Origin of the sequence: Compostibacter hankyongensis, assembly GCF_039541075.1 — a bacterium.
GTDB lineage: Bacteria > Bacteroidota > Bacteroidia > Chitinophagales > Chitinophagaceae > Compostibacter > Compostibacter hankyongensis.
Window position 1 is genome coordinate 103199 of the sequence record NZ_BAABFN010000007.1, and the last position, 20839, is coordinate 124037.

Genomic DNA, 20839 nt, shown 5'->3' on the forward strand with positions numbered 1-20839 from the left:
AAAATATCCGGTATCCCGTAAAGGGCATCCGAAAAATATTTGATAAATCCCGTTCGGCAGTAAAATTTTTTTGAAATTTAATAGCCCATTCATTATTTTTGAATACGAATTCAGAAAGTTTTATTTTTTCCGGGTTAATGCATTATTCTCAAAGCTGTTCATAATTGTGAATACGTATGCAAATTAGAAAACTATTTCTCCGGAGCTTCATCCTCCTCTGCTGCGCTGTCGCCTGCCGGCATGCCCGCGCCCAGACCGGAGCTCCGCTGACCCTGCGCGGGCAGGTGCTCAACGAAAACAACAAGCCCTTGCCGGGCGCTTCCGTATCGCTGCGCAGCGGCAGCGGTTCCGCCGTCACGGACCAGGAAGGCAGGTTCTCCATCCAGGTGGGGAACACAAACGATTCGCTGATCATCTCCTATCTCGGTTATCAGCGTCAGACCCGCTCTGCCGCCGGAGGTCCCGTTACGGTAAAGATGCTTCCGGATTTTGCCGCACAGCAGCTCAACGATGTGGTGGTCGTTGCCTTCGGCACCCAGAAAAAAATAGACCTTACCGGGGCCGTCACCCAGATCTCCGGAAAGGAGCTGCAGAACAGGCCTGTTTCCAATGTAGGCCAGGCGCTGGAAGGCAAGGTGGCGAACCTGAACGTGACCACCACCGGCGACCCAGGAGGCCCCGGAACAAATGCCTCTTTCAATATCCGGGGCAACACATCGCTGTCCGGGGGCGGGCCGCTTTATGTGGTGAACGGTATACCGGTGAATGATATCAATGATCTGAATCCGCAGGATATCGCCAGCATATCAGTATTGAAAGATGCCGCCTCCTCGGCCATATACGGCGCCCGCGCCCCTTACGGGGTCATCCTGATCACCACCAAGCAGGGCAGCAAAGGAGAAAAGCCGCGCATCTCGCTCAACTCCTCGGTAGCCTGGAGCTCTTATACGCGCTTACCCAAAATGGCCAGTTCCCTTCAGTTTGCCGAAGCCTATAACGATGCCTCGGTCAACAGCGGACAGGGGGTTACCTTTTCCGATGATATCATCAAAAAGATCAAAGACAATATACAGAAGCCGGGCACCTGGCCCGTGTCTACCCCGGATCCCGCCAACCCAAACAAATATACCTATGCTTCCGCGCTGAATACCGATAACGTGGACTGGTTCAGGGAGTATTTCAAGCCCTGGTCCGTCAGTCAGAAACATGATCTGAGCGTCAGCGGCGGATCCCAGGCCACCACCTATTATCTCGGTCTGGGATTTTACGATCAGGGCGGTCAGCTCCGGTATGCCGATGAGCAATTCAAACGCTACAACGTCACCGGAAATATCCATACCGAACCGGCCAAATGGCTCCGGCTGAACCTGGTTACCCGGTTTTCCCGACACCATACCGATCTTCCTTATCCCTACGCCAGCCAGCTGGGAAACTGGGTACATATGGCTTCCACCCGCTGGCCGAACTGGGCCCTGCGGAATCCTGACGGTCATTTCAGCACCGCTTCCAATGTGGAGTTTCTCACCAGCGGAGGAAGAAGCATACGCGACCTCAACGATATTTCCCTGGTAGGCTCTATCGAAGCCGAACCGGTGAAGAACTGGAAGATCAATTTTGATTATTCCTACGATAACCAGTCGACCAGCTATCAGGACCACAGCGCCTATGTCTATTCCTGGAATGTGGACGGGACCACCTATAACATCGGCCCTTCTGTAAATTCAGTAGGAGAGGGAGGCATATCAGACAATTACAATACCGCCAATCTGTATTCCTCTTATTCCCGGAACTTCGACAAACATCATTTTAAGATACTGGTGGGCTCGCAGTTTGAGCAGTTTAAAGGCTTCGACCAGAGCGCCAGCCGTTCCGATCTCATCACCGACGACATCCCTTCCATCAGCACGGCCACCGGCACACAGAATGCTTTTGACATCCAGACCCAATATGCTACGCTTGGTACTTTCGGGCGACTGAACTACGATTATGATGAAAAATACCTGATCGAGCTCAACGGCCGTTACGATGGTTCCTCCCGGTTCCGCCAGGGAAGCCGCTTTGGTTTCTTCCCTTCCGTTTCGGTGGGCTATAACCTGGCCCGCGAGGGCTATTGGGATAAGCTCAGAGACGCGGTCAATGAATTCAAGCTGCGCGCTTCCTATGGCTCCCTCGGCAATCAGAATGTGCCCAACTATCAGTACCTGGCCACCGTACCCATAGGAACCAACATCGGCTATATCTTGAACGGGGAACGGCCCAGCTATCTGAATGTGCCGGGACTGATCAGCCCCGATCTGACCTGGGAGACCTCCCGCACGCTTGACTTCGGGCTCGATGCGGCTTTTCTCGCACAACGGCTTACGGCCAGCTTTGATATCTATACCCGTACCACCCTGAACATGCTGGGCCCAGCTTCGGTCCTGCCCGCCACCCTCGGCGCAGCCGTTCCTTATCAGAACAACGCCGACCTGAAGACAAGCGGGTTTGAGCTTACCCTCAGCTGGAAAGACCGGATCGGTAGCGCCTTCCGGTACAACGTGTCGGTGGTGCTGTCCGATTACCATTCCACCATTACCCGCTTTTACAATCCCAGCAAGCTGCTTGGCGCCAACTATGCAGGGCTCCGGCTGGGCGATATCTGGGGGTATGAAACGCAGGGGATCATCCAGACCGACAAGGACCTGGCCGATATGGCCGACCAGTCTTACCTGTTCGGAAGCTGGACCCGGGGGGACGTCATGTACAAAGACCTGAACGGCGACGGCAAGATCAATATCGGGGATAATACCCTGGCTAACCACGGCGATTTAAAGGTGATCGGCAACAGCACCCCCAGATACAGCTATGGCGTTAACCTGAGCGCAGAGTGGAAAGGTCTGGACGCCGGGTTGTTCATACAGGGAGTAGCCAAAAGAGACCTGTGGCTGGGCGGTAATGCGGGAAACAATTCAGGGAACATCTTTTGGGGCTTTACCCCCAACTTCGGCAACAATGTTTACAAGACCACGCTGGATTACTGGACCGAAGATAACGCCGGCGCATATTGGCCGAAGCCCTATGTTTCCTCGGAAGGCGCCAAGAACCACCAGGTACAGACGCGGTATCTGCAAAGCGGCGCCTATATGCGGCTCAAGAATTTCCAGATCGGTTATGATCTGCTGCAGCTATGGAAGATCCCCGGCATGAGCCGTTTGCGGATCTATTTCAGCGGGGAGAACGTTCTTACCTTTTCCCGCATCAACAAGAACTATGATCCCGAAGTGGTGGACGGAGGGTGGGGAACCGGCAAGATATATCCCCTTTTGAAAACCTATTCCGTCGGCGCCAACATCGATTTTTAACATCCTAAACCGCATCATATGAACAGGCATATTGCAGGTTGTCTTCTCCTGGGTTTTATCTTGGCCGTTTGCATCTCCTGCGACAAAATGCTGGACAAGCCGCCGCTGGATCAGATCACCGACGAACAGCTGAACTTTACCGCTACGGAAATGAAGCTGTATTCCAACCAGTTCTATCCGGACTTCCCGGGCTGGTTTCCCGGCGCCTATACCGGAGGCATCTTCTGGCTGGATAATGCCACGGACAATATGGTCCACGGGAATTACAATTACAATGCACAGATCTCCGGTACCGGCACCGTGTCCGCCTCCGGCGGCGGATGGGACTGGACCGATATCCGGGCTGTCAACTATTTCCTGGCCAACTATCATAAGTCGCCCGATGCGCCTGCGCTCACCGATACCTATGTCGGGGAAATGTACTTCTGGCGGGCCTGGTTCTATTTTAAGCTGCTCCGGCAGTTCGGCGATCTTCCCTGGTACAGCCGGCCGCTGACGACAGAAGATGAGGAAGCCCTTCAGGCTCCGCGGCTGAAACGGAATATCATCGTTGATTCCATCCTGAACGATCTGGATTCGGCCGTGAACCTCCTGGCGGCGCCATCCCAGGCAGAAGCGCTGCGGATCAACCGGGGTGTGGCGCTGGCGTTCACCTCCCGGGTTGCACTCTATGAAGGCACCTGGGAAAAATACCATAACGGAACGCCTTTCGGCGTAGAAAATGCGGACTACAACAAATACCTCCGCAAGGCTGCCGATGCGGCGCTGACGCTGATCAATGCCGGGTATTACCAGATCGCTTCCATTGCCGATGACCCGAAGTTCGGCTATTGGCGTCTGTTTAACCAGCAGGACCTTTCGAATAATCCGGAGATCATTTTATGGAAGAAGTTCGATAAATCCCTCGGGCTAACGCATTTCGGCCAGAACATGCTGGCGTATGGGGGCAACAATACCGGTCTGACCAAACAGCTGGTGGATGCCTATCTGTGCACGGACGGTAAACCTATCGCGGTCAGCAAAGCGTATAAAGGGGATAACACCCTGGAGGACCAGGTGACCAACCGTGATCCCAGGCTGGCCCAGACCATCCTGTTGCCGGGATATCCCAGGATCATCACCGGCGGCGATACTACCGGCAAATTTATCCTGCCGGACATCAATATGCCGGGCGACGGGCGTTGCACCACCGGCTTTGAGCCCTTCAAGGGGATTGCTCCCGATGATGCCGACGGCACGGGAAGCGCCACGGCCAGCATTATTTTCCGGTATGCCGAAGTATTGCTCAATTACGCGGAGGCAAAAGTAGAACTGGGCGAAGGAACGCAGGAAGTGCTGGACAAGACCGTCAACGTATTGCGCGACCGGGTGGGTATGCCGCGTTTAACCGCGGACGTTGGATTTACCGATCCCAACTGGGAATTTAAAAATCTTTCGCCGCTGCTGAATGAGGTCCGGCGGGAACGCCGTGTGGAGCTGGCTATCGAAGGCTACCGTTTCGACGACCTCATGCGCTGGGCGGCGACGGCGCTGATCAAACAGCCGCTGTACGGCGCGCGCTACAGCCAGTTTGTGGGTAAGCCGTTCAATCCGCCGCTATCCAATATTCCGGTATCGGCCGACGGATATATTTTCCCGCTGAAGAACACGCCTGCGGCGCAGGGATGGCAGTTTAATCCCGGCCGCGATTATCTGCTGCCTATTCCGTCCGATGAGCTGGTTTTAAATAAGCATCTTACCCAGAATCCGGGGTGGTAAGCAGACGAAACCCGATGCAAAAGCACTAACTTAAAGCATGAACTGGAACCGACCGGATATATGGATCATTGCAGGCTATCTCGTGCTGATGTTTGGCCTGTCGCTCTGGCACCGGAGATTCTCTTCTTCCAACCTGGAGAATTTCTTTCTGGGGGGACGAAAGATACCCGGATGGCTGAACGGCATTTCCTATACCGCCGCGCTGGTCAGCCCCGATGCAGCCACCGGTTACGGCGGGCTGGGCATCGTCACCGGCGCTTTTATCTCCTGGTGGTACCTGAGCCGCTTCGGGTTGGCGCTTTTTATCGGCGGGGTGCTGTTCGGGGTTTTCTGGCGAAAGCTGAACCTGTTTACCTCCCTTGAGTTTTATGGTCTCAGGTTTCCGCAAAGGGCGGCATCGGCCATGCGGATCTGGATCGCGGTCCGCACCTCGCTGATCGCCATGCCGGCCTGGACCGGTATTACTCTCCTGGCGGCCTATAAGATCCTCGGGCCTGCCTTCGGTCTGACCAAGCTCGAAACGATCTATCTCATTGTGCCGATCTCTTTTTTGTTTGTCTTTTTTTCGGGCTATAAAGGGGTGGTGATCTCCAACCTGATCCAGATGTGCATTTTCTTTATCGGGACGATCGTGCTGGCCGTGCTCACCCAGATGTACTTCGGCGGCCCGGCAGCCATGACCGCCGCCCTGCAGCACGCTTTTGGCGCAACGCATCCGGAGATGCTGCAGATGGCGCCCCCGGCTACGCATGATGTCTTTCCGTTTACCGCCGCCGTGGCCTGGCTGTTCGGTCAGAGTATCGGCTACGGAGGAGATGCCGCGCCGATGGGAGGGGCCATGGAGGGGCAACGCATTCTTTCCACGCGCACACCTTCCGAAGCGCTGACGATGTATGTGGTCACTGCCGTGAGCATGTTTGTCCTGCTTTTGCTGGTGACGCTGCCCAGCATCTCGGCGGCATTGCTCTGGCCGGAGTTGCGTGCGGCCGGCGCAGACCGGGAGCTGGTATACGGCTATCTGATGAAGACGATGCTGCCGTCCTGGGCCATGGGTCTGCTGGTTGCGGCCATGATGGCGGCCACCATGTCCACCGTGGGGGATAACCTCAATTTCGGCAGCCAGGTATTGGTGAGCGATATCTACCGGCGCTGGTTTGTCCGGCATGCCAGCGAGCGGCACTATATGTGGATGGGGAAGGTGGCGATGGCGCTGATCCTCTCGCTCGCCATTCTCGTGGTATTCCAGGTTCGCATCATCACCAATGTGGCCATCGTCATGCTGCAGCTCAGCTGTGCCGAGCTGCCCGCCAACTGGGCGCAATGGTGGTGGTGGCGTTTTAACGGACCCGCGCGCATCGCGGCCTCTTTCGGCGGCGCGGGCATCTTTTGTCTGGTTGTGCTCGCTCCCCGTCTGCTCGGTTTCATGGGCTTTTCTTCCGCAGCGCATTTTGCGCTGCCCTGGTGGTGGCAGGCCTTGCTCGTGATGGGGCTGACCACCCTTTTGTGGGTGACGGTGGCGCTGCTCACCCCGCCTGATCCGGAGAAGCTGTTGCGGGATTTCTATGCGCGCGCCCGGCCGCTGGGTTACTGGAAGCCCTTTCGCTTGGGCAGCAAAGAAGGATCGCAGGCCGGTATCGTCAAGCCTATTTTCCGGGGATTGCTGATCGCGATCATCGGGTTTGCAGCCGTGTGCCTGCTCATCCAGGGGTTGACCGCAGGATGGTTCGGCTGGTATACGAGCTGCATCAGCGATCTTGTCCTGGCCGTTGTTTTATTTATCGTCTTTAAACGTATGTCCCGCTCCTTCCTGGCTTATCTGGAATCCAGAACGGCGCAGGCGGCCAATGGAAACAACCCTGCATTACCGCTGTTTGCCGGGGAAGAGGAAAGCGTGCGATCATGACCATAGTTATTTAATTTTTAAATGAGAAATAGCTTATGCACACACAAAAAACGAAGGATACGCAGGTGCTTTACCTGGGCGACTGGGTATTCCATCTGGGACCTATGTTTATCGAGACGCCTTTTGGCGTAGAGACCAAAGACGCCGATCTGCATTTTTACGGCAAGCGGCTCACCGAGGCGCTCGAGCCGCAGGCCGATGTTACCGCTTTGGCCAACTGGGAATTGTACCGCCTGGAGCCCGGCAAGCTGGAAGCCATGCTGACAGATTCTCATGCGCTGATCATCAGCGATGTGGAGGCCAAATGTTTTCATTTATACCCCAGCTTTTTTGACAGGGCCCGGCGCGAAAACAAGGTGGTGACTTTTCCCGACCGCCTGGAAGCCATCAAAACCTGGATCCGGGACGGCGGCGGCATGATGATGCTGGGAGGCTGGCTCTCCTTTAGCGGCGTGCAGGGAAAATCCGGCTGGGGCAGAAGCGTGCTGAAGGATGTCCTGCCGGTGGAATGCCTGCCTTTTGAAGACCTGGTAGAATCTTCTGCGGGTTTTACGGCGGAGGTGCTCGCCCCGGAGCATCCGGCCATAAAAGGGCTGGCCTGGGAAAACTTTCCCCCGATCTTCGGCTATAACGAAGTGAAAGAAAAACCGGAGGGAACCGTGCTGGTTCGGGTGAAGGAAACCGGTCATCCCCTGGTGGTAGCCGGTGAATACGGCAGCGGCCGCACCTTTACCTATATGTCTGATCCCGCGCCGCACTGGGGGATCAACTTTGAGCGCTGGGAAAGCTATGATGCTTTCTGGCAGCAATCCTTAAGCTGGGTCCAAAAGAAAAGCTGATGACAACGTTATCTTCCTTGTCGGCCGCCACGGCGGTTGCGGATATTACGCCGCCGCTTGAAGTAGGACTGCTTACTTCCGCAGTTGAGGGTGCCTACGCGCCCTTCCTTTCCGTGCGGCTTCCCCTGAAAGCCCGGGTGCTTGCGTTGCAGCACGGAGCGGTAACGGTGGCATGGGTGTCGCTGGACCTGCTTGCGCTGAATGATACCTCGGTGGGAGGGTGGGAACGGTTTAAACGGGCGCTTTCGCCGGACCTGGATCCCGAAAAGATCATCCTAACGTGTACGCATACACACAGTGCGCCGGAATCGGTGGCGCTGTCGGACCTGTACCGGACGGAAAGCTACCGTCGCTGGCTGGCTGAGATGGAAACGGCCGTCAGCGGCGCGATCCGGCAGGCGCTTGCCAAGCTTCAGCCCGCCGATGTATTTTTCGGGTCCGGGGCGCTCGACGGGTTTTCCCTGCAAAGACGCATACCCACGCCACAGGGGATCATGATGTCCGATTCGGTGCAGCCCATTACCCCCGAGCTGATGGCCCGGGAGCCGGTGGACCGGCGGGTGCATCTCGTACGTTTTGCGGACCGGTCCGGACAAGTGCTGGCCACGGTTGTTCACGCGGTATGCCACCCCGTGCATGAGATGTGTATGCCGCATATTTCTCCGGATTTTCCCGGTGAGCTGTGCCGGATGCTGGAGCAACCGGGTCAATACGGCATGGCCCTGTTTTTGAACGGCGCAGCCGGCGATACCAATCCGCCGACGGTATCCGGCGGTCCCGCCTGCGCGCAGGCGCACGGACAGGCGCTGGCCCGGCTGGCCATGGATGCGCAGCAGTGGCAGAAGGCCGATACCGGCGTTTTCGGATTTACGAGAGATACCTGGTCGTTTACCGCCAGACCGGAAGCCGGTCTGGATAATTCCGGCGATGCCGTGGCAAGATGCAGCGCGTTGTGTATCGGTCCGCTTGCGATCGTGTTCCTGCCGGGAGAGCCCTTTGTGGAAACCGCCTTCGGTATCGAGCGGCTGTCTCCCTTTCCCTGTACCATCGTAGCGGGTTTCGGGGAGAACAATATCGGCTATCTGCCTACGGAGGCCGCCTTTGATGAGGGCGGCTATGAAACAGGACCGGGCAAATGGTCCTTTTTACCCCGGGGCGCCGACAGGATAATTCAGACAAAGGCCCTGGCCTTGTTAAACAGCCTGCCGGCTCCCTCACCAACCCTGTAAAGTCTTATATCTGCTATGATGATTCGTAAGAAGACCTGTTTCCTTTTTCCCGGGCTGCTGCTGATCGCGCTCTGCATCGGGAGCCTGCCGGTGAAAGCCCAGACGTCCGCGGACGCTCCGTCCGTATCCTTTTACGGAAATCCGCAAAACGACCTGTACCGGCTTTTGCAGCGCGAAGGTTTCCGGGTGCGGCTGTACCCGACGCCCGATGCCGCCGTCGGCGCCGCGCCGGACAACTCCGGCGTTTTTATCGTCGGCGCCCGTTATCCGGCCGTCGATCTGGTGAATAAGATCAGCGCTTCCCTGATGAATAAAGCCGCAAAAAAACACCTGCGGCTCTATATCGAATACCCGGCGGCTTTCCCGGGGCTGGATATCCCGTCCGCTCCCCTGGAAACCCACCTCGAACGCGGGGTCGTCACCTCTTCTGTATTGGGCCTGCCGCAGCTTTCTCTTCTCGGTATCCACAACAGCTACGTATTACCCGTAAAAGCGGCCGACCCTATGCTGGTCCTCGCCAAGGTAGTGGGGGTGGACCGGGCCGAGCTCGGGCTGGACAGTACACCGTCTTACCCGTTGCTGTTTGAAAAGCAGGGTGCGCTGCTGGCGATGACCGGTCTCAGTAATTTTCAGACGGGTCGCTATGGTCCCGATGCTTCGGTCAGAACGCTCTGGCGTTACCTGATCTCCCGCATCGCCGGACAGGATGTCCGGCTTGACCATTGGGTGGAAGATGTAAAACCCAGCTATGGCCGCAACGAAACCCTGCCGGCCGGCGCCGTCCGCAGCAGTATCCAAAAGGGCGTGCAATGGTTCTATCAGGGACGGTTCTTTATTGACCCGAGCTGGAAGGCCGACTGGATAAAATACGGCAGCAACGGCCTTAAACCCGTGGGCCCGCCTCTGGGGCAGAATAAGCGCAACGGAAACGGAAGTCTGGGCGTGCTGGAAGGGCATACTTCCACGATCTATTACAACGGTACCCAGCAATACCGCTATTGGATACGCGCCGATGTCCAGGGAGAGGTGTCCATGGCCCTGGCCGCCGCCGGAAAATTTCTCGGGGATACGGCCTGGCAGGGACAGTCTGCCCGCCTGCTCGATTTTCTTTTTAACCGGTCGAACCTTCGTGCGGGTCATAAAAATGATCCGCAAAGCGCGGTCTTCGGGCTGATCGGCTGGGCCTCTACCAATGCCGGCACCTTTTACGGAGACGATAATTCCCGCGCCATACTCGGCGCTATCGGCGCTTCGGCTTATCTGAAAAACGATCGCTGGAACAAGGTCCTGGCCGAAGCCATCATGGGGAATTTCAGGACCACGGGTAAGGAAGGATTCCGGGGCGACCGCCTGGAAGAAGCGGATATCCTGAAAAACGGATGGCCGTATTATTTCAACCGTGATATCAAAAACCCCTCTCCGCATTTTGAATCCTGGATGTGGGCCCTTTACTTATGGCTTTATGATAAAACCGGTTATAAACCTCTTTTGGAAAGGACTGAAAAAGCGATCCGGATCACCATGGCCGATTATCCGGATAAATGGCTCTGGGGGAGCAGCCTGCAGACCCAGCGGGCCAGGATGATCCTGCCGCTGGCCTGGCTGGTGCGTGTCAGCAATACGCCGGAACACCGGCAGTGGCTCGACCGGATGGTCAAAGAATTGTTGTCCTACCAGGACGCCTCGGGGGCCATCCGGGAGGAGATGGGAAAAGGAAAGGGAATGTTCCGGGAACTGAAGAAGAACAGCGACTACGGATCCGATGAAGGCTCCCTGATCACGCACAACGGGCAGCAGATTGCCTGTATGCTCTACACCAACAATTTTGCCTTGTTCAGCCTCCACGAAGCCGCCATGGCCACGGGCGATCCGTCCTATATGCAGGCGGTGGAGAAGCTCTCCGGCTTTCTGACCCGTATCCAGATCAGCAGCACAAAACACCCCGATCTCGACGGAGGGTGGTTCCGGGCATTCGACTATGGAAAATGGGACTACTGGGCTTCCAATTCGGATGCCGGCTGGGGCGCATGGTGTACGCTCACCGGATGGATACAGAGCTGGATACTCACCAGTCAGATTGAGATATCGAAGCAGGAAAGCTACTGGGATATTACCCGCGGACTGAAGATGGGACCTACGGCCAGGGAGGTCATCCGCCGGATGATGACGCCTCCGGCGACAGCCGGCCGGTAGCCGCGCCGGAGATTGTGCCGGGTGGCCTCTGAAAGCCTGCCCGCGGGAAGAAAAAGATTAATGATTTACCTTCATAAACAACAGTGAATAATGGCAGTTTATCTGAAAAACAGGAAAAGTGAATCCGAGATTGATCATGACGACAGCATGGTCAGACAAACCGTGGAGAAAATCATCCGCGAGATTGAAACGGAGGGAGATGCGGTCATCCGGAAATATGCCAGAGCATTTGATCATTATGCGCCGGAACGTTTCCGGTTGTCGGATGACGAGATACAGGATATCGTGGCCCGCACACCGGAAAGGGTAAAAGAGGATATTCTTTTCGCGCAGCGGCAGATCCGGTCTTTTGCCGAGCGGCAGCGTGCTTCGGTGCTGGATATCGAAGTAGAGACCCTCCCCGGTGTGTTCCTGGGTCACCGGAACATCCCGGTCAGCCAGGCAGGATGTTATATACCCGGCGGCCGTTATCCCATGGTGGCCTCCGCTCACATGAGCGTGCTTACGGCGAAGGTGGCCGGGGTGAAGAGAGTAGTGGCCTGCACGCCGCCCGTCGATGGGAAGATACCCGAAGCCACGGTTTGCGCCATGCACTTTGCGGGAGCAGACGAGATATATGTGCTCGGGGGCATACAGGCACTGTGCGCCATGGCTTTCGGTTTTGAGGAGATGCGTCCGGTAGACATGATCGTGGGGCCGGGTAACGCGTATGTCGCTGAAGCCAAAAAGCAGCTTTTCGGCAAAGTGGGCATCGACCTTTTTGCAGGACCTACGGAGATCCTGGTCATCGCGGATGAGACGGCCGATGCGGAAATGGTGGCCTGCGATCTGCTGGGTCAGGCGGAACACGGACCTACTTCCCCCGCTGCGCTCATCACCACCTCCGAAGCCCTGGCCCGGGAGACGCTGTTGGAAATAGACCGTCAGCTTGGCCGGCTCGCTACCGCGGAGATCGCCGCCGTGTCCTGGAGGGATTACGGTATGGTGATCCAGGTAAAGGATGAGCAGGAAGCGGTGCAGGTTGCCGATGAGCTGGCTTATGAGCATGTGGAAGTGCTCACGCGGAATCCGGACTATTTTTTGACCCACCTGTCCAATTACGGGGCCCTGTTCCTCGGTCCGGAAACCAATGTGGCTTACGGGGACAAGGTCATCGGCACCAACCATATTCTTCCCACCCGGAAAGCGGCCCGGTATACGGGTGGACTATGGGTAGGCAAGTTTCTGAAGAACTGTACCTATCAGCGTTGCACCGAAGCGGCCAGCGCCATAGTAGGGGAATATGCCGAGCGGCTTTGCGAGCTGGAAAGGTTTGCCGGTCACAAGGCCCAGGCCACGCTGCGCGTAAAGCGGTATGGCAAAGAAAAAAACAGATAACGATAACCCAACCGTATGGCTAAAATTTTCACTGTCATTCTTTTGACCTGCAGTCTTTCCGGCTATGGCATGATCCGTCTTCCCGGCATCATCAGCGACAACATGGTGATGGAGCAGCACAGCGACGTCAGGATCTGGGGATGGGGCGAACCTTATGAGAAGGTGAGCGTCACCACCTCCTGGGATCATAAAACCTATCCGCCGGTCGTTGTGGATGGAAATGCCCGCTGGGAGCTTACCATTCATACCCCGGCTGCCGGCGGTCCCTATACGCTGGACATTGAGGGAAAGAATCATCTGACGGTGAAAAACATCCTGATAGGGGAGGTATGGCTTTGTTCCGGTCAGAGCAATATGGAGATGTGCGCCAACTGGGGGCTGAAGGATGCACAGGCGGCTTTGCCCCGGTCGCACTGTCCTGAGATCCGTTTTTTCCAGGTTCCCAAAAGAACGGCTTCCGTTCCCCAGCAGCAGATAGAAGGCCGGTGGGTGATTTGCGACAGCGCCACCCTGGCGCCTTTCAGCGCGGTGGGTTATTTCTTCGGACGAACGCTTTATCAGCGGCTCGCCTGTCCTGTTGGCCTGATCGAGTCGGCCTGGGGCGGTACTTCCGCCGAAGTCTGGTCTCCCGACAGCATGATAACCCATGACCCGATACTGCAAAGGGCAGCCGGGAAGATCGTTCCGAACGGACAATGCCCCAACCTGCCGGGATATGCTTTTAACGCCATGATCGCACCCCTCATTCCGTATAAAATTGCCGGCGTCATCTGGTACCAGGGCGAAAACAATACGGTCAACGCCGGTTCCTATGCGCGGCTGTTTACCCGCATGATGGATTCCTGGCGCAGCGGGTGGGGATATGATCTTCCCTTTTATTTTGTACAGATCGCCCCTTATCATTACGGGCAGCCTTATGTAGGTGCGTTGCTGCGCGAAGCGCAGGCAGCGAGCGCCCGGTTACCCCATACGGGCATGGTGGTGATTACCGATCTGGTGGACGATACCAGCAACGTGCATCCTGCGGACAAGCATGATGTGGGGCTGCGGCTCGCGAACCGGGCCCTGTCGGAAACCTATCATGTCGGCGGCATCGCCTACCAGAGTCCGGTATTTAAAGCAATGACGATCCGAAATCATCAGGCTTGGGTGACTTTTCAGCATGGTGAGGAAGGGTTGACGGTAAAAGGCGGACAGGTCAGGGAGCTCTTTATCGCAGGAGAAGATCAGATTTTTTATCCTGCCGAGGCCAGGATAAAAGATGATATGCTGATCGTATGGAGTGATCGTGTTCCCCGTCCAGTAGCGGTTCGTTATGGCTTCAGCAATACAGGCATCGGTAACCTCTTTGGAAAAAACGGGTTGCCCGTGGGGCCTTTCCGGTCAGACCATTGGGAGGTGGTTGTGCCACGGTAATAGATGGTCAAAGGCGAAGGGTTAACCATCCCTACCCGATTAAGTCTCCTCCAGGCAGGCCTGCATTTCCTGCTGATATTGCCGGGCGGCGGCAGCGGCATCTTCTGCGAAGTCGGGGCCGTTGCCGGCAAAGATAACCGCACGGGAGGCATTGACGAGCAGGCCTCCTTCCGGGGTAAGTCCATGGCGGGATATCGCTTCCAGACTGCCTCCCTGCGCCCCTACGCCGGGGACGAGCAGGAAATGTTCCGGGATGCGGCTGCGGATCGCGGAAAGCTGTGCATCCTGTGTAGCCCCCACGACGAACATCAGGTTGTCCGCCGTTCCCCATTGGGTGGCTTGTTGGATCACTTTTTCATAGAAATATTCGCCGTCGCCGGTTTTCTGCAGCTGGAAGTCCCGGCTGCCTTCATTGCTCGTCAAACCGAGCAGGATGGTCCATTTGCCCGGGTATTGCAGAAAGGGTGTAACGCTGTCCTCGCCCATATAGGGCGCTACGGTAACGGCGTCGAAACCGAAGGTCTCAAAAAAAGTTTTGGCGTAATGGTGGGCGGTATTGCCGATATCGCCGCGTTTGGCATCAGCGATCCGGAAATGGGTTTCGGGGATATAGGCGAGGGTCCGTTCCAGGCTTTCCCAACCGCGGATGCCGCGGCTTTCATAAAAGGCGGTGTTGATCTTATAGGCCACGCAAAATTCCCGGGTGGCGTCGATGATGGCTTTGTTAAAGCTGAATACGGGATCGGGCTGGCTGAGCAGGTGCTTGGGTATCCTGCTGATATCCGAGTCCAGTCCCACGCAGAGATAAGATTGCTTTTGCCGGATAAGGCGGCTCAGTTCCTGTCGGGTCATGGGAAGCCAATTGTCTAAAGTTGATTTGATGATTTGGAGATTTGATAATTTGATGATAAGGTAATCAGCACATCATCAAATCGTCATCCCCTCATTTCCACCACACGGGTGGGTGCCTGTTTGGCGTTCCGGATGGCGATCTGCCGGGCGGCCTCCTGTGCCATTTCGCCAAAGGCCTTGCGGCTGACGGCATCCTCCTCGTTCAGCATGACGGGCACACCGCGGTCTCCCCCCTCGCGTACGCTTTGCACCAGGGGTATCTGCCCCAGGAAAGGCAGCTCAAAATCTTCCGCCAGTCTTTTTCCGCCCTCTTTGCCAAAGATGTAATACTTGTTTTCAGGCAGCTCCTGCGGGGTAAAATAGGCCATATTCTCCACCAGCCCGATGATGGGCACATTGATCTGCCCGATGTTGAACATGATCACCGCCTTTTTGGCGTCGGCCAGGGCTACGTCCTGCGGCGTGGTGACGATGATGGCGCCGGTGACCGGTACCGTCTGCACCAGGGTAAGGTGGATATCGCCGGTGCCGGGCGGCAGGTCGATGATCAGGTAGTCGAGCTCTCCCCAGTTCACATCCGTCACAAACTGTTTTAAGGCGCTGCTGGCCATGGGGCCGCGCCAGACGATGGCCTGCTTCTCATCCAGCAGCAGTCCGATGGACATCAGCTTGATGCCGAACCGTTCCATGGGAACGATCATATCCTTGCCGTTGACCTGGGTCATCAGGGGACGCTCTCCGCGGAGCCCGAACATGATGGGTACGCTGGGTCCGTAGATATCCGCATCCATCAGTCCCACGCGGGCTCCGTCCTGCGCCAGCGCCAGCGCCAGGTTGGCGGCCACGGTGGACTTGCCGACGCCGCCCTTGCCGGAAGCCACGGCGATGATGTTCCGCACATCCGGCAGCAGGGCTTTTCCGTCTTTCCGGTTGGAAGTGACCCGGGACGTCATGTTGACCGTTACGCGGGCTTCTTTATCCACCAGATGGTGGATGGCGTTTATGCAGGCATTGCGGATCAGCTCTTTCAGGGGGCAGGCCGGGGTGGTGAGCATTACCGTAAAAGACACCTCCTGCCCGTTTATTGCGATATCGTGCACCATGTTCAGCGTCACCAGATCCTTTCCCAGGTCCGGCTCCTGTACGTTGCCCAGGGCTTCCAATACTTGTTCTCTGGTCATCCTCACTGTTTTTTAACGTTGTTTTGATAAGATGGATACCAGGCCATCCCGTGGGCAAAGGTAACCCAAATGAGGCGGATTATTAAGCCGGAAGGTAGGGTGTTAACGGTAAATCGTTTAATTTTGGGGAGATGAAGATACGGGTACTATATGTGATCCTTTTTATCCTGTTTTTCCCGCTCCTGCTGCATGCGCAGCAGGATACGCTCGTGGAAGTATCCGGGGTAACCATGACGGCAGACAGCCTGCGGGCGGTGCCCAATGTGAGTATATTGGTAAAGGGGCAAAGCCGGGGAACGGTTACCAACGAACAGGGCGTTTTTTCCATCGTGGTCTTCAAGGGGGATACCCTGGTATTCAGCGCGGTAGGTTTTAAGGGCGGCGAGGTCCGGATCCCCGACGGGCTGGAAAGCAACCATTATTCGCTGCTCCAGCTGATGGCCCAGGACACCACTTATCTTCCGGTGGCCATCATCCATTCCTATCCGAGCCGGGAAGAATTCCCCGATGCTTTCCTGCACTGGGAGATCCCGGACGACAAGCTCGCCGTGGCCCGGCGCAACCTGGATGCTGCCAAGCTCCGCGCGCTGGCGATGACCCTGCCGGCCGACGGCACCGAAGCCGTGAGCCGTACCCTGATGCAGCGAGCCCAATCCATGTACTATTCGGGTCAGCGTCCACCACAGAACATCTTCAACCCCCTGGCCTGGGCGCAGTTCATAGAAGCCTGGAAACGGGGCGATTTCCGCAGAAAATACTGATTTTCCTGAAAAAAAACCCCACCGGGAACGGCGGGGTCTGTGTTAAACCCTTTGAAAAAATTACTACTCTCTGCTATTGCAGGCTTGACTGCTTTAGCTTCTTACGAAATACCGCCCAAAGGAAGGCGCATCTCTGATATTTTTACTGGCTTGTAAACCCTGATGTTTTGCCTGAAAGCGTTAATGCAAACTTACAGAAAGCCTTTCTTTGAAGATGTTAACAAGATGTTATTGAAGGATCAGCGTTATTCCTTTAAAGTATTGCTTCACCTGAAGGAGCAGTGCGTGAGGGGCGAAGCACATAGGTGAGCGAGCTGCTCCGGGCAGGATATTTCCGGGCGTGTAGCCAGGAGCGTAGTCCCTGGAGAAACCCTGCCGGCAGCCGGGTATGGCCGTGCCGGTATTTTTCGCTCAGCAGGCTGATATAAAAAGCATCGAAGGGCATGGGTATCTGGTGCCCGACCCGGAAGCCCTGCTGTCCGGCCAGGGAAGCCAGGGCGGCGGGGGAGAAGTGGTAAAGGTGTCTGGGTACGTCGTAGGCCGCCCAGTCTGCCTTGTAATACAAGGCATCGGCTGCCGTGAAGTTGGGCAGGGCCAGAAAAAGGGTGCCGCCGGGCTGCAGCAGGCGGAGCATCTCGTCCATATATTCGTGCAGAGCGTGTACGTGTTCCAGCACATGCCAGAGGGTGATCACCCGGAAGGCGCCGTCGGGTAAGCTGAACAGCGCGTCGGGGGTCAGGGGCTCTACGCGGTGCAGCGCCAGCGCATTTTTCCGGGCCGTTTCATCCGGTTCTATACCGGTAACCTGCCAGCCCGCCTGCTTCATGGTGGCCAGGAAAGCGCCTGTGCCGCAGCCGATATCCAGGAGTGCTCCGGTATGATGACCGCTGTAGCGCGTTACCCAGTGTTTTTTCTGCTGCATGGCCCTGCCCCGGGCAATATGATAAAGCCGGTTGATGATGCCCTTGCGCGTGTCGCTGTGAGAGATATAAGCTTCGGACTGGTAGTACTTTCCGCTTTCTGCCTCGTCCGGAGCATCCTGGGTAAAGCGGCCGGTGCAGGCATCGCAGTGCCAGATGGAAAAGATTTTTCCGGATACGGTATGATCCCTCGCCTTCAGCGCGGGATGGATGCTTTCCGAATGACAAAGGGGGCAATGATGGCGGTGGATCAGCGGCATACCGGCTCTTCTTATTTGTATACGATAAATGCATCCTGCCCGTAGAGCGCCTTCATCTCTTTCAGGTGCAGGGCGGTATCGGCAGGCATGGAAGTAAAAGGCATGGCCAGCCGGAAGGTGGAAGAGTCTTCCGCCAGCAGCTCAACCGGCAGACCCCAGCTTCTGAATTTGCGGTATTGCTGCCCGCCCCGTTCCAGGGTGGGGTAGGTGGCGATCACGATATGGTAATGCAGAGAATCGTTTCCCGCGGGCTGGTCTGCGGCAGAAGACGAGGCCCCGGCTTCGGCAGCGGTGCTGTCTGCCGCGGGGGTAGCCGCTTCCGGCCTGATTTGGCGCTCGCGTTGGGGACGGTACAGCAGGAAAAACAGGATGCCGGCGACGATCAGCACCGCGGCGGCGATCCACCAGGACTGCAGCCGTTTTCCGGAACGTTCTTCCGGCAAGGGATAGGGATACAGGTCAGGATATTCCGGGGCGGGATCCGGTACTTCGTGCGTCGTTACCGCTTCGGGCGCCGTTCCTGTTTCAGAAGCCTTTGGTGCTTCGGAAGACGGAGCTATTCCGGAGGGCGCAGCTGTTTCCGGTGCCGCCGGCGTTTCTGAAGCCAAGGCTGTCGTCATCTCAGTTGGTTCGGGTGCGGCGGCGACCGGAGGGGGGGCGGATGTTGCCTCTGCGGGCGAGGCGGCTTCCCCGGCTGTGGATGGCGCTGCCGCCTTCCGGGAGGAGTGTTCTGCCTGCGTTGTGGTCACCGGACCGGGGAGTACCACCGGTTCTGCTATGGCATCGCCGGGGTAGTCCCTGAAAGAGATATTACCCTGCTCATTGCCTTCCAGCACGCCGATGCCGGGCAGCTCCCAGGATCCGCCGCCGGCGGTCTTTTCCCGGATACGGTCCGAGAAGAGCTGCCACTGCTCCTGCAGGCCGGCTATACCGGGCCGTCTTTTCTCAATATAAGCCAGCAGGGAAAGGTCGTCTACGCGGGTAGCTTCCCGGAAACTGATCACCGGGGCGGGGGCGGAAAGTTGCACACCTCCGGCCAGCCGCTGCGCCGCCCGTTGCGAGAGCGTCAGTATGCCAATGCCCGGCAGGGTGCTGGCCCCTTCCAGGGAAAGTTGCTCGGCGATATATTTCAGGAAGAGATGTTCCATCAGAATTTGAAAAGGATGCCTCCCAGGGCATTCAGACCCAGCGAAGGGTAGTTATGCCAGCGCTGGTAATGCGATCCGAGCAGGTTATTGACATTGGCCCATACGCCGAAGTGCTTGCCGATCTGGTAGGAAGCGCCGAGGTTCAGGTCGAAGGCGCCCTTGGTTTTGTGATCCACGAGCGCGCTGTCCTGCCAGGAGCTTCCGCTCAGGGCAAAGGCATCCGCGCTCAGCCGGAACTTTTCGCCGATGGCGTACTGGAAGGACAGGTCGGCCCGGAAGGGCGAAAGTCCCCAGGGCTTGGCCTCGGTTTTCTGCTTGAAATAGTTAAACCAGTTCATGCTCAGCCTGGCCTGGAATTTTTCTTCCTGGACATAACCTATTTCGGCGTGCAGCTGATAAGCTTTCAGCTCTTCTTCGTACCGCGTCGTGAACTTATTGCCCATCAGGGTATCGTTCAGGTACAACGGCCGGTCCTCATACACTACGTAAGCGAACTTGGTGTTGTAATTGAAGTGGCTGTTGATGGATCCTTTTATACCGGTATATTTTTCCTCCACCCTTGTGTTGGTGGGGCTGGAGTAGTCGCCCAGGAAGGGGTTTTCCGACACCAGGTGCTGATAGCTGTTTTTCGTGAAGTACGATATCCACCCGCTGCTCAGGATCAGCGAGTTTTTAATCAGGTGCGTTTCGTTAACGATGTCGGGCAGCAGCACAAACTTATTGTTCGTCCAGGTAGGGTTTATGCCGGCGCGCAGCACAAAGCCCGGTTTGGAGATCAGCACGGCGGGGTGAAAGGCTACGATGGAGTTGGAAAAAGAGCTGTCTCCCTGATGCCGGTAGTTGGAAAAGTCGCCGATAAAGTCCGCTACCAGGAAGATGTCTTTTACGATCTTTTTCTGGGCGGGTATCTTCAGGTAAAAGGTGAATTCGCTCTGGTCATGCGCATCGGCAAAGCTGGTGAGCTTCAGTTCCGGCTGGTAATTCAGCGTCAGCCTGTTTTCCTCGGTATTGCTCAGTCCGAACGATACGGAAAAGGTATTGTATGCCTGGCGGACATCGTCGCGGGAGAGCTTCAGGCTGTCGTGATCATAGCCGTAGTAATTCACTGCATTCCGGTCGTATCCGACGTTGGCGTGAAACTCGTGACCTCCGGCGAAATACTGTCCCCGCAGATGCAGGTTATCATTGCTGAACTGCTGGTGCTCGATCGATCCCTTGGAGGAGAGATGGTTGAAGAAGAGGCTGTAGTTATACTGGTTGTTCCGTCCGCTGCCCAGTCCTACCTGCAGCAGCGGTGTGCTGTAGTTGCCAAAGCCGGCTTTGATAAAATTGTTCTGCAGCGCTTCGAGTGAATCCTTTCCCATCGCGAGCGGACGCAGCGGCACCGGCTGGTAGGTAAAATAAAGGTTTTGCGAAGGGATATTGTATACCAGCCGGGGCCGGGTAGTGTCGATAGAAGGCAACGCCGTGGTAAGGTTCAGCTTGGCGGCATTCCGCAGTTCGGGCTGATATACGTTGTAGATATCGATCGTCTGCTGCTGGATGGTGGAATCCTGTTGCTGCGCCCTGGCGCCGAGCGCGGCCAGCAGGCAGATACAGGAGCCCAGGGCAACCCGCAGCAGGTAAGGGGGGCGTATATGCTGAAAAACTTGCATCGTCTT

The 20839-nt window shown here is 56.6% G+C and carries 14 protein-coding genes; 9 read left to right on the plus strand and 5 right to left on the minus strand.

All coding sequences use genetic code 11. The features are described from left to right. The first annotated feature begins 176 nt into the window (after positions 1–176). From ABD851_RS13880 to ABD851_RS13915, 8 genes are all read left to right on the plus strand, one after another. Positions 177–3341, plus strand: a complete 3165-nt coding sequence (locus tag ABD851_RS13880; RefSeq protein ID WP_344980291.1) for a SusC/RagA family TonB-linked outer membrane protein — start codon at positions 177–179, stop codon at positions 3339–3341. 18 nt (positions 3342–3359) lie between these two features. After that, complete coding sequence (locus tag ABD851_RS13885) at positions 3360–5099, plus strand: RagB/SusD family nutrient uptake outer membrane protein (protein WP_344980293.1); 1740 nt, start codon at positions 3360–3362, stop codon at positions 5097–5099. Positions 5100–5136: 37 nt separating this feature from the next. Further along, positions 5137–7002, plus strand: a complete 1866-nt coding sequence (locus ABD851_RS13890) for a sodium:solute symporter family transporter (protein WP_344980295.1) — start codon at positions 5137–5139, stop codon at positions 7000–7002. A 35-nt stretch (positions 7003–7037) separates the two neighbouring features. Next, on the plus strand, positions 7038–7841 hold the full coding sequence (locus ABD851_RS13895) for a glutamine amidotransferase (protein WP_344980297.1): 804 nt from the start codon (positions 7038–7040) through the stop codon (positions 7839–7841). Then, positions 7841–9070: a hypothetical protein gene (locus ABD851_RS13900; RefSeq protein WP_344980299.1), complete on the plus strand. Its 1230-nt coding sequence runs from the start codon at positions 7841–7843 to the stop codon at positions 9068–9070. The genes ABD851_RS13895 and ABD851_RS13900 overlap by 1 nt, the downstream gene beginning before the upstream one ends. A 15-nt stretch (positions 9071–9085) precedes the next feature. Next, positions 9086–11263 (plus strand): hypothetical protein, encoded by a 2178-nt coding sequence (locus ABD851_RS13905; RefSeq protein WP_344980301.1) that lies wholly within the window; start codon positions 9086–9088, stop codon positions 11261–11263. Between the two features lie 90 nt (positions 11264–11353). Then, positions 11354–12640 (plus strand): histidinol dehydrogenase, encoded by a 1287-nt coding sequence (hisD, locus tag ABD851_RS13910; protein ID WP_344980303.1) that lies wholly within the window; start codon positions 11354–11356, stop codon positions 12638–12640. Positions 12641–12655: 15 nt separating this feature from the next. After that, the gene (locus ABD851_RS13915) at positions 12656–14056 is read left to right on the plus strand and encodes a sialate O-acetylesterase (RefSeq protein ID WP_344980305.1); all 1401 of its coding nucleotides are present in this window, start codon (positions 12656–12658) and stop codon (positions 14054–14056) included. A 39-nt stretch (positions 14057–14095) separates the two neighbouring features. Here ABD851_RS13915 and pyrF read toward each other — a convergent pair whose 3' ends face one another. Both pyrF and ABD851_RS13925 read right to left on the minus strand, forming a co-directional pair. Next, a complete protein-coding gene (gene pyrF / locus ABD851_RS13920; RefSeq protein WP_344980307.1) occupies positions 14096–14908 on the minus strand; it encodes an orotidine-5'-phosphate decarboxylase in 813 nt (270 codons plus the stop codon). A gap of 83 nt (positions 14909–14991) precedes the next feature. Then, on the minus strand, positions 14992–16089 hold the full coding sequence (locus ABD851_RS13925; protein ID WP_344980310.1) for an Mrp/NBP35 family ATP-binding protein: 1098 nt from the start codon (positions 16087–16089) through the stop codon (positions 14992–14994). 131 nt (positions 16090–16220) lie between these two features. Between ABD851_RS13925 and ABD851_RS13930 the strand changes: the two genes are divergently transcribed. Next, positions 16221–16850: a carboxypeptidase-like regulatory domain-containing protein gene (locus ABD851_RS13930; RefSeq protein ID WP_344980312.1), complete on the plus strand. Its 630-nt coding sequence runs from the start codon at positions 16221–16223 to the stop codon at positions 16848–16850. A gap of 253 nt (positions 16851–17103) precedes the next feature. Here ABD851_RS13930 and ABD851_RS13935 read toward each other — a convergent pair whose 3' ends face one another. The 3 genes from ABD851_RS13935 to ABD851_RS13945 are packed head-to-tail and all read right to left on the minus strand — an operon-like array spanning position 17104 to position 20833. Then, the gene (locus ABD851_RS13935; protein ID WP_344980314.1) at positions 17104–18030 is read right to left on the minus strand and encodes a class I SAM-dependent methyltransferase; all 927 of its coding nucleotides are present in this window, start codon (positions 18028–18030) and stop codon (positions 17104–17106) included. Positions 18031–18041: 11 nt separating this feature from the next. Further along, positions 18042–19178: a hypothetical protein gene (locus ABD851_RS13940; RefSeq protein WP_344980316.1), complete on the minus strand. Its 1137-nt coding sequence runs from the start codon at positions 19176–19178 to the stop codon at positions 18042–18044. Continuing rightward, on the minus strand, positions 19178–20833 hold the full coding sequence (locus ABD851_RS13945; protein ID WP_344980318.1) for a TonB-dependent receptor: 1656 nt from the start codon (positions 20831–20833) through the stop codon (positions 19178–19180). The genes ABD851_RS13940 and ABD851_RS13945 overlap by 1 nt, the downstream gene beginning before the upstream one ends. Between the last annotated feature and the right edge of the window lie 6 nt (positions 20834–20839).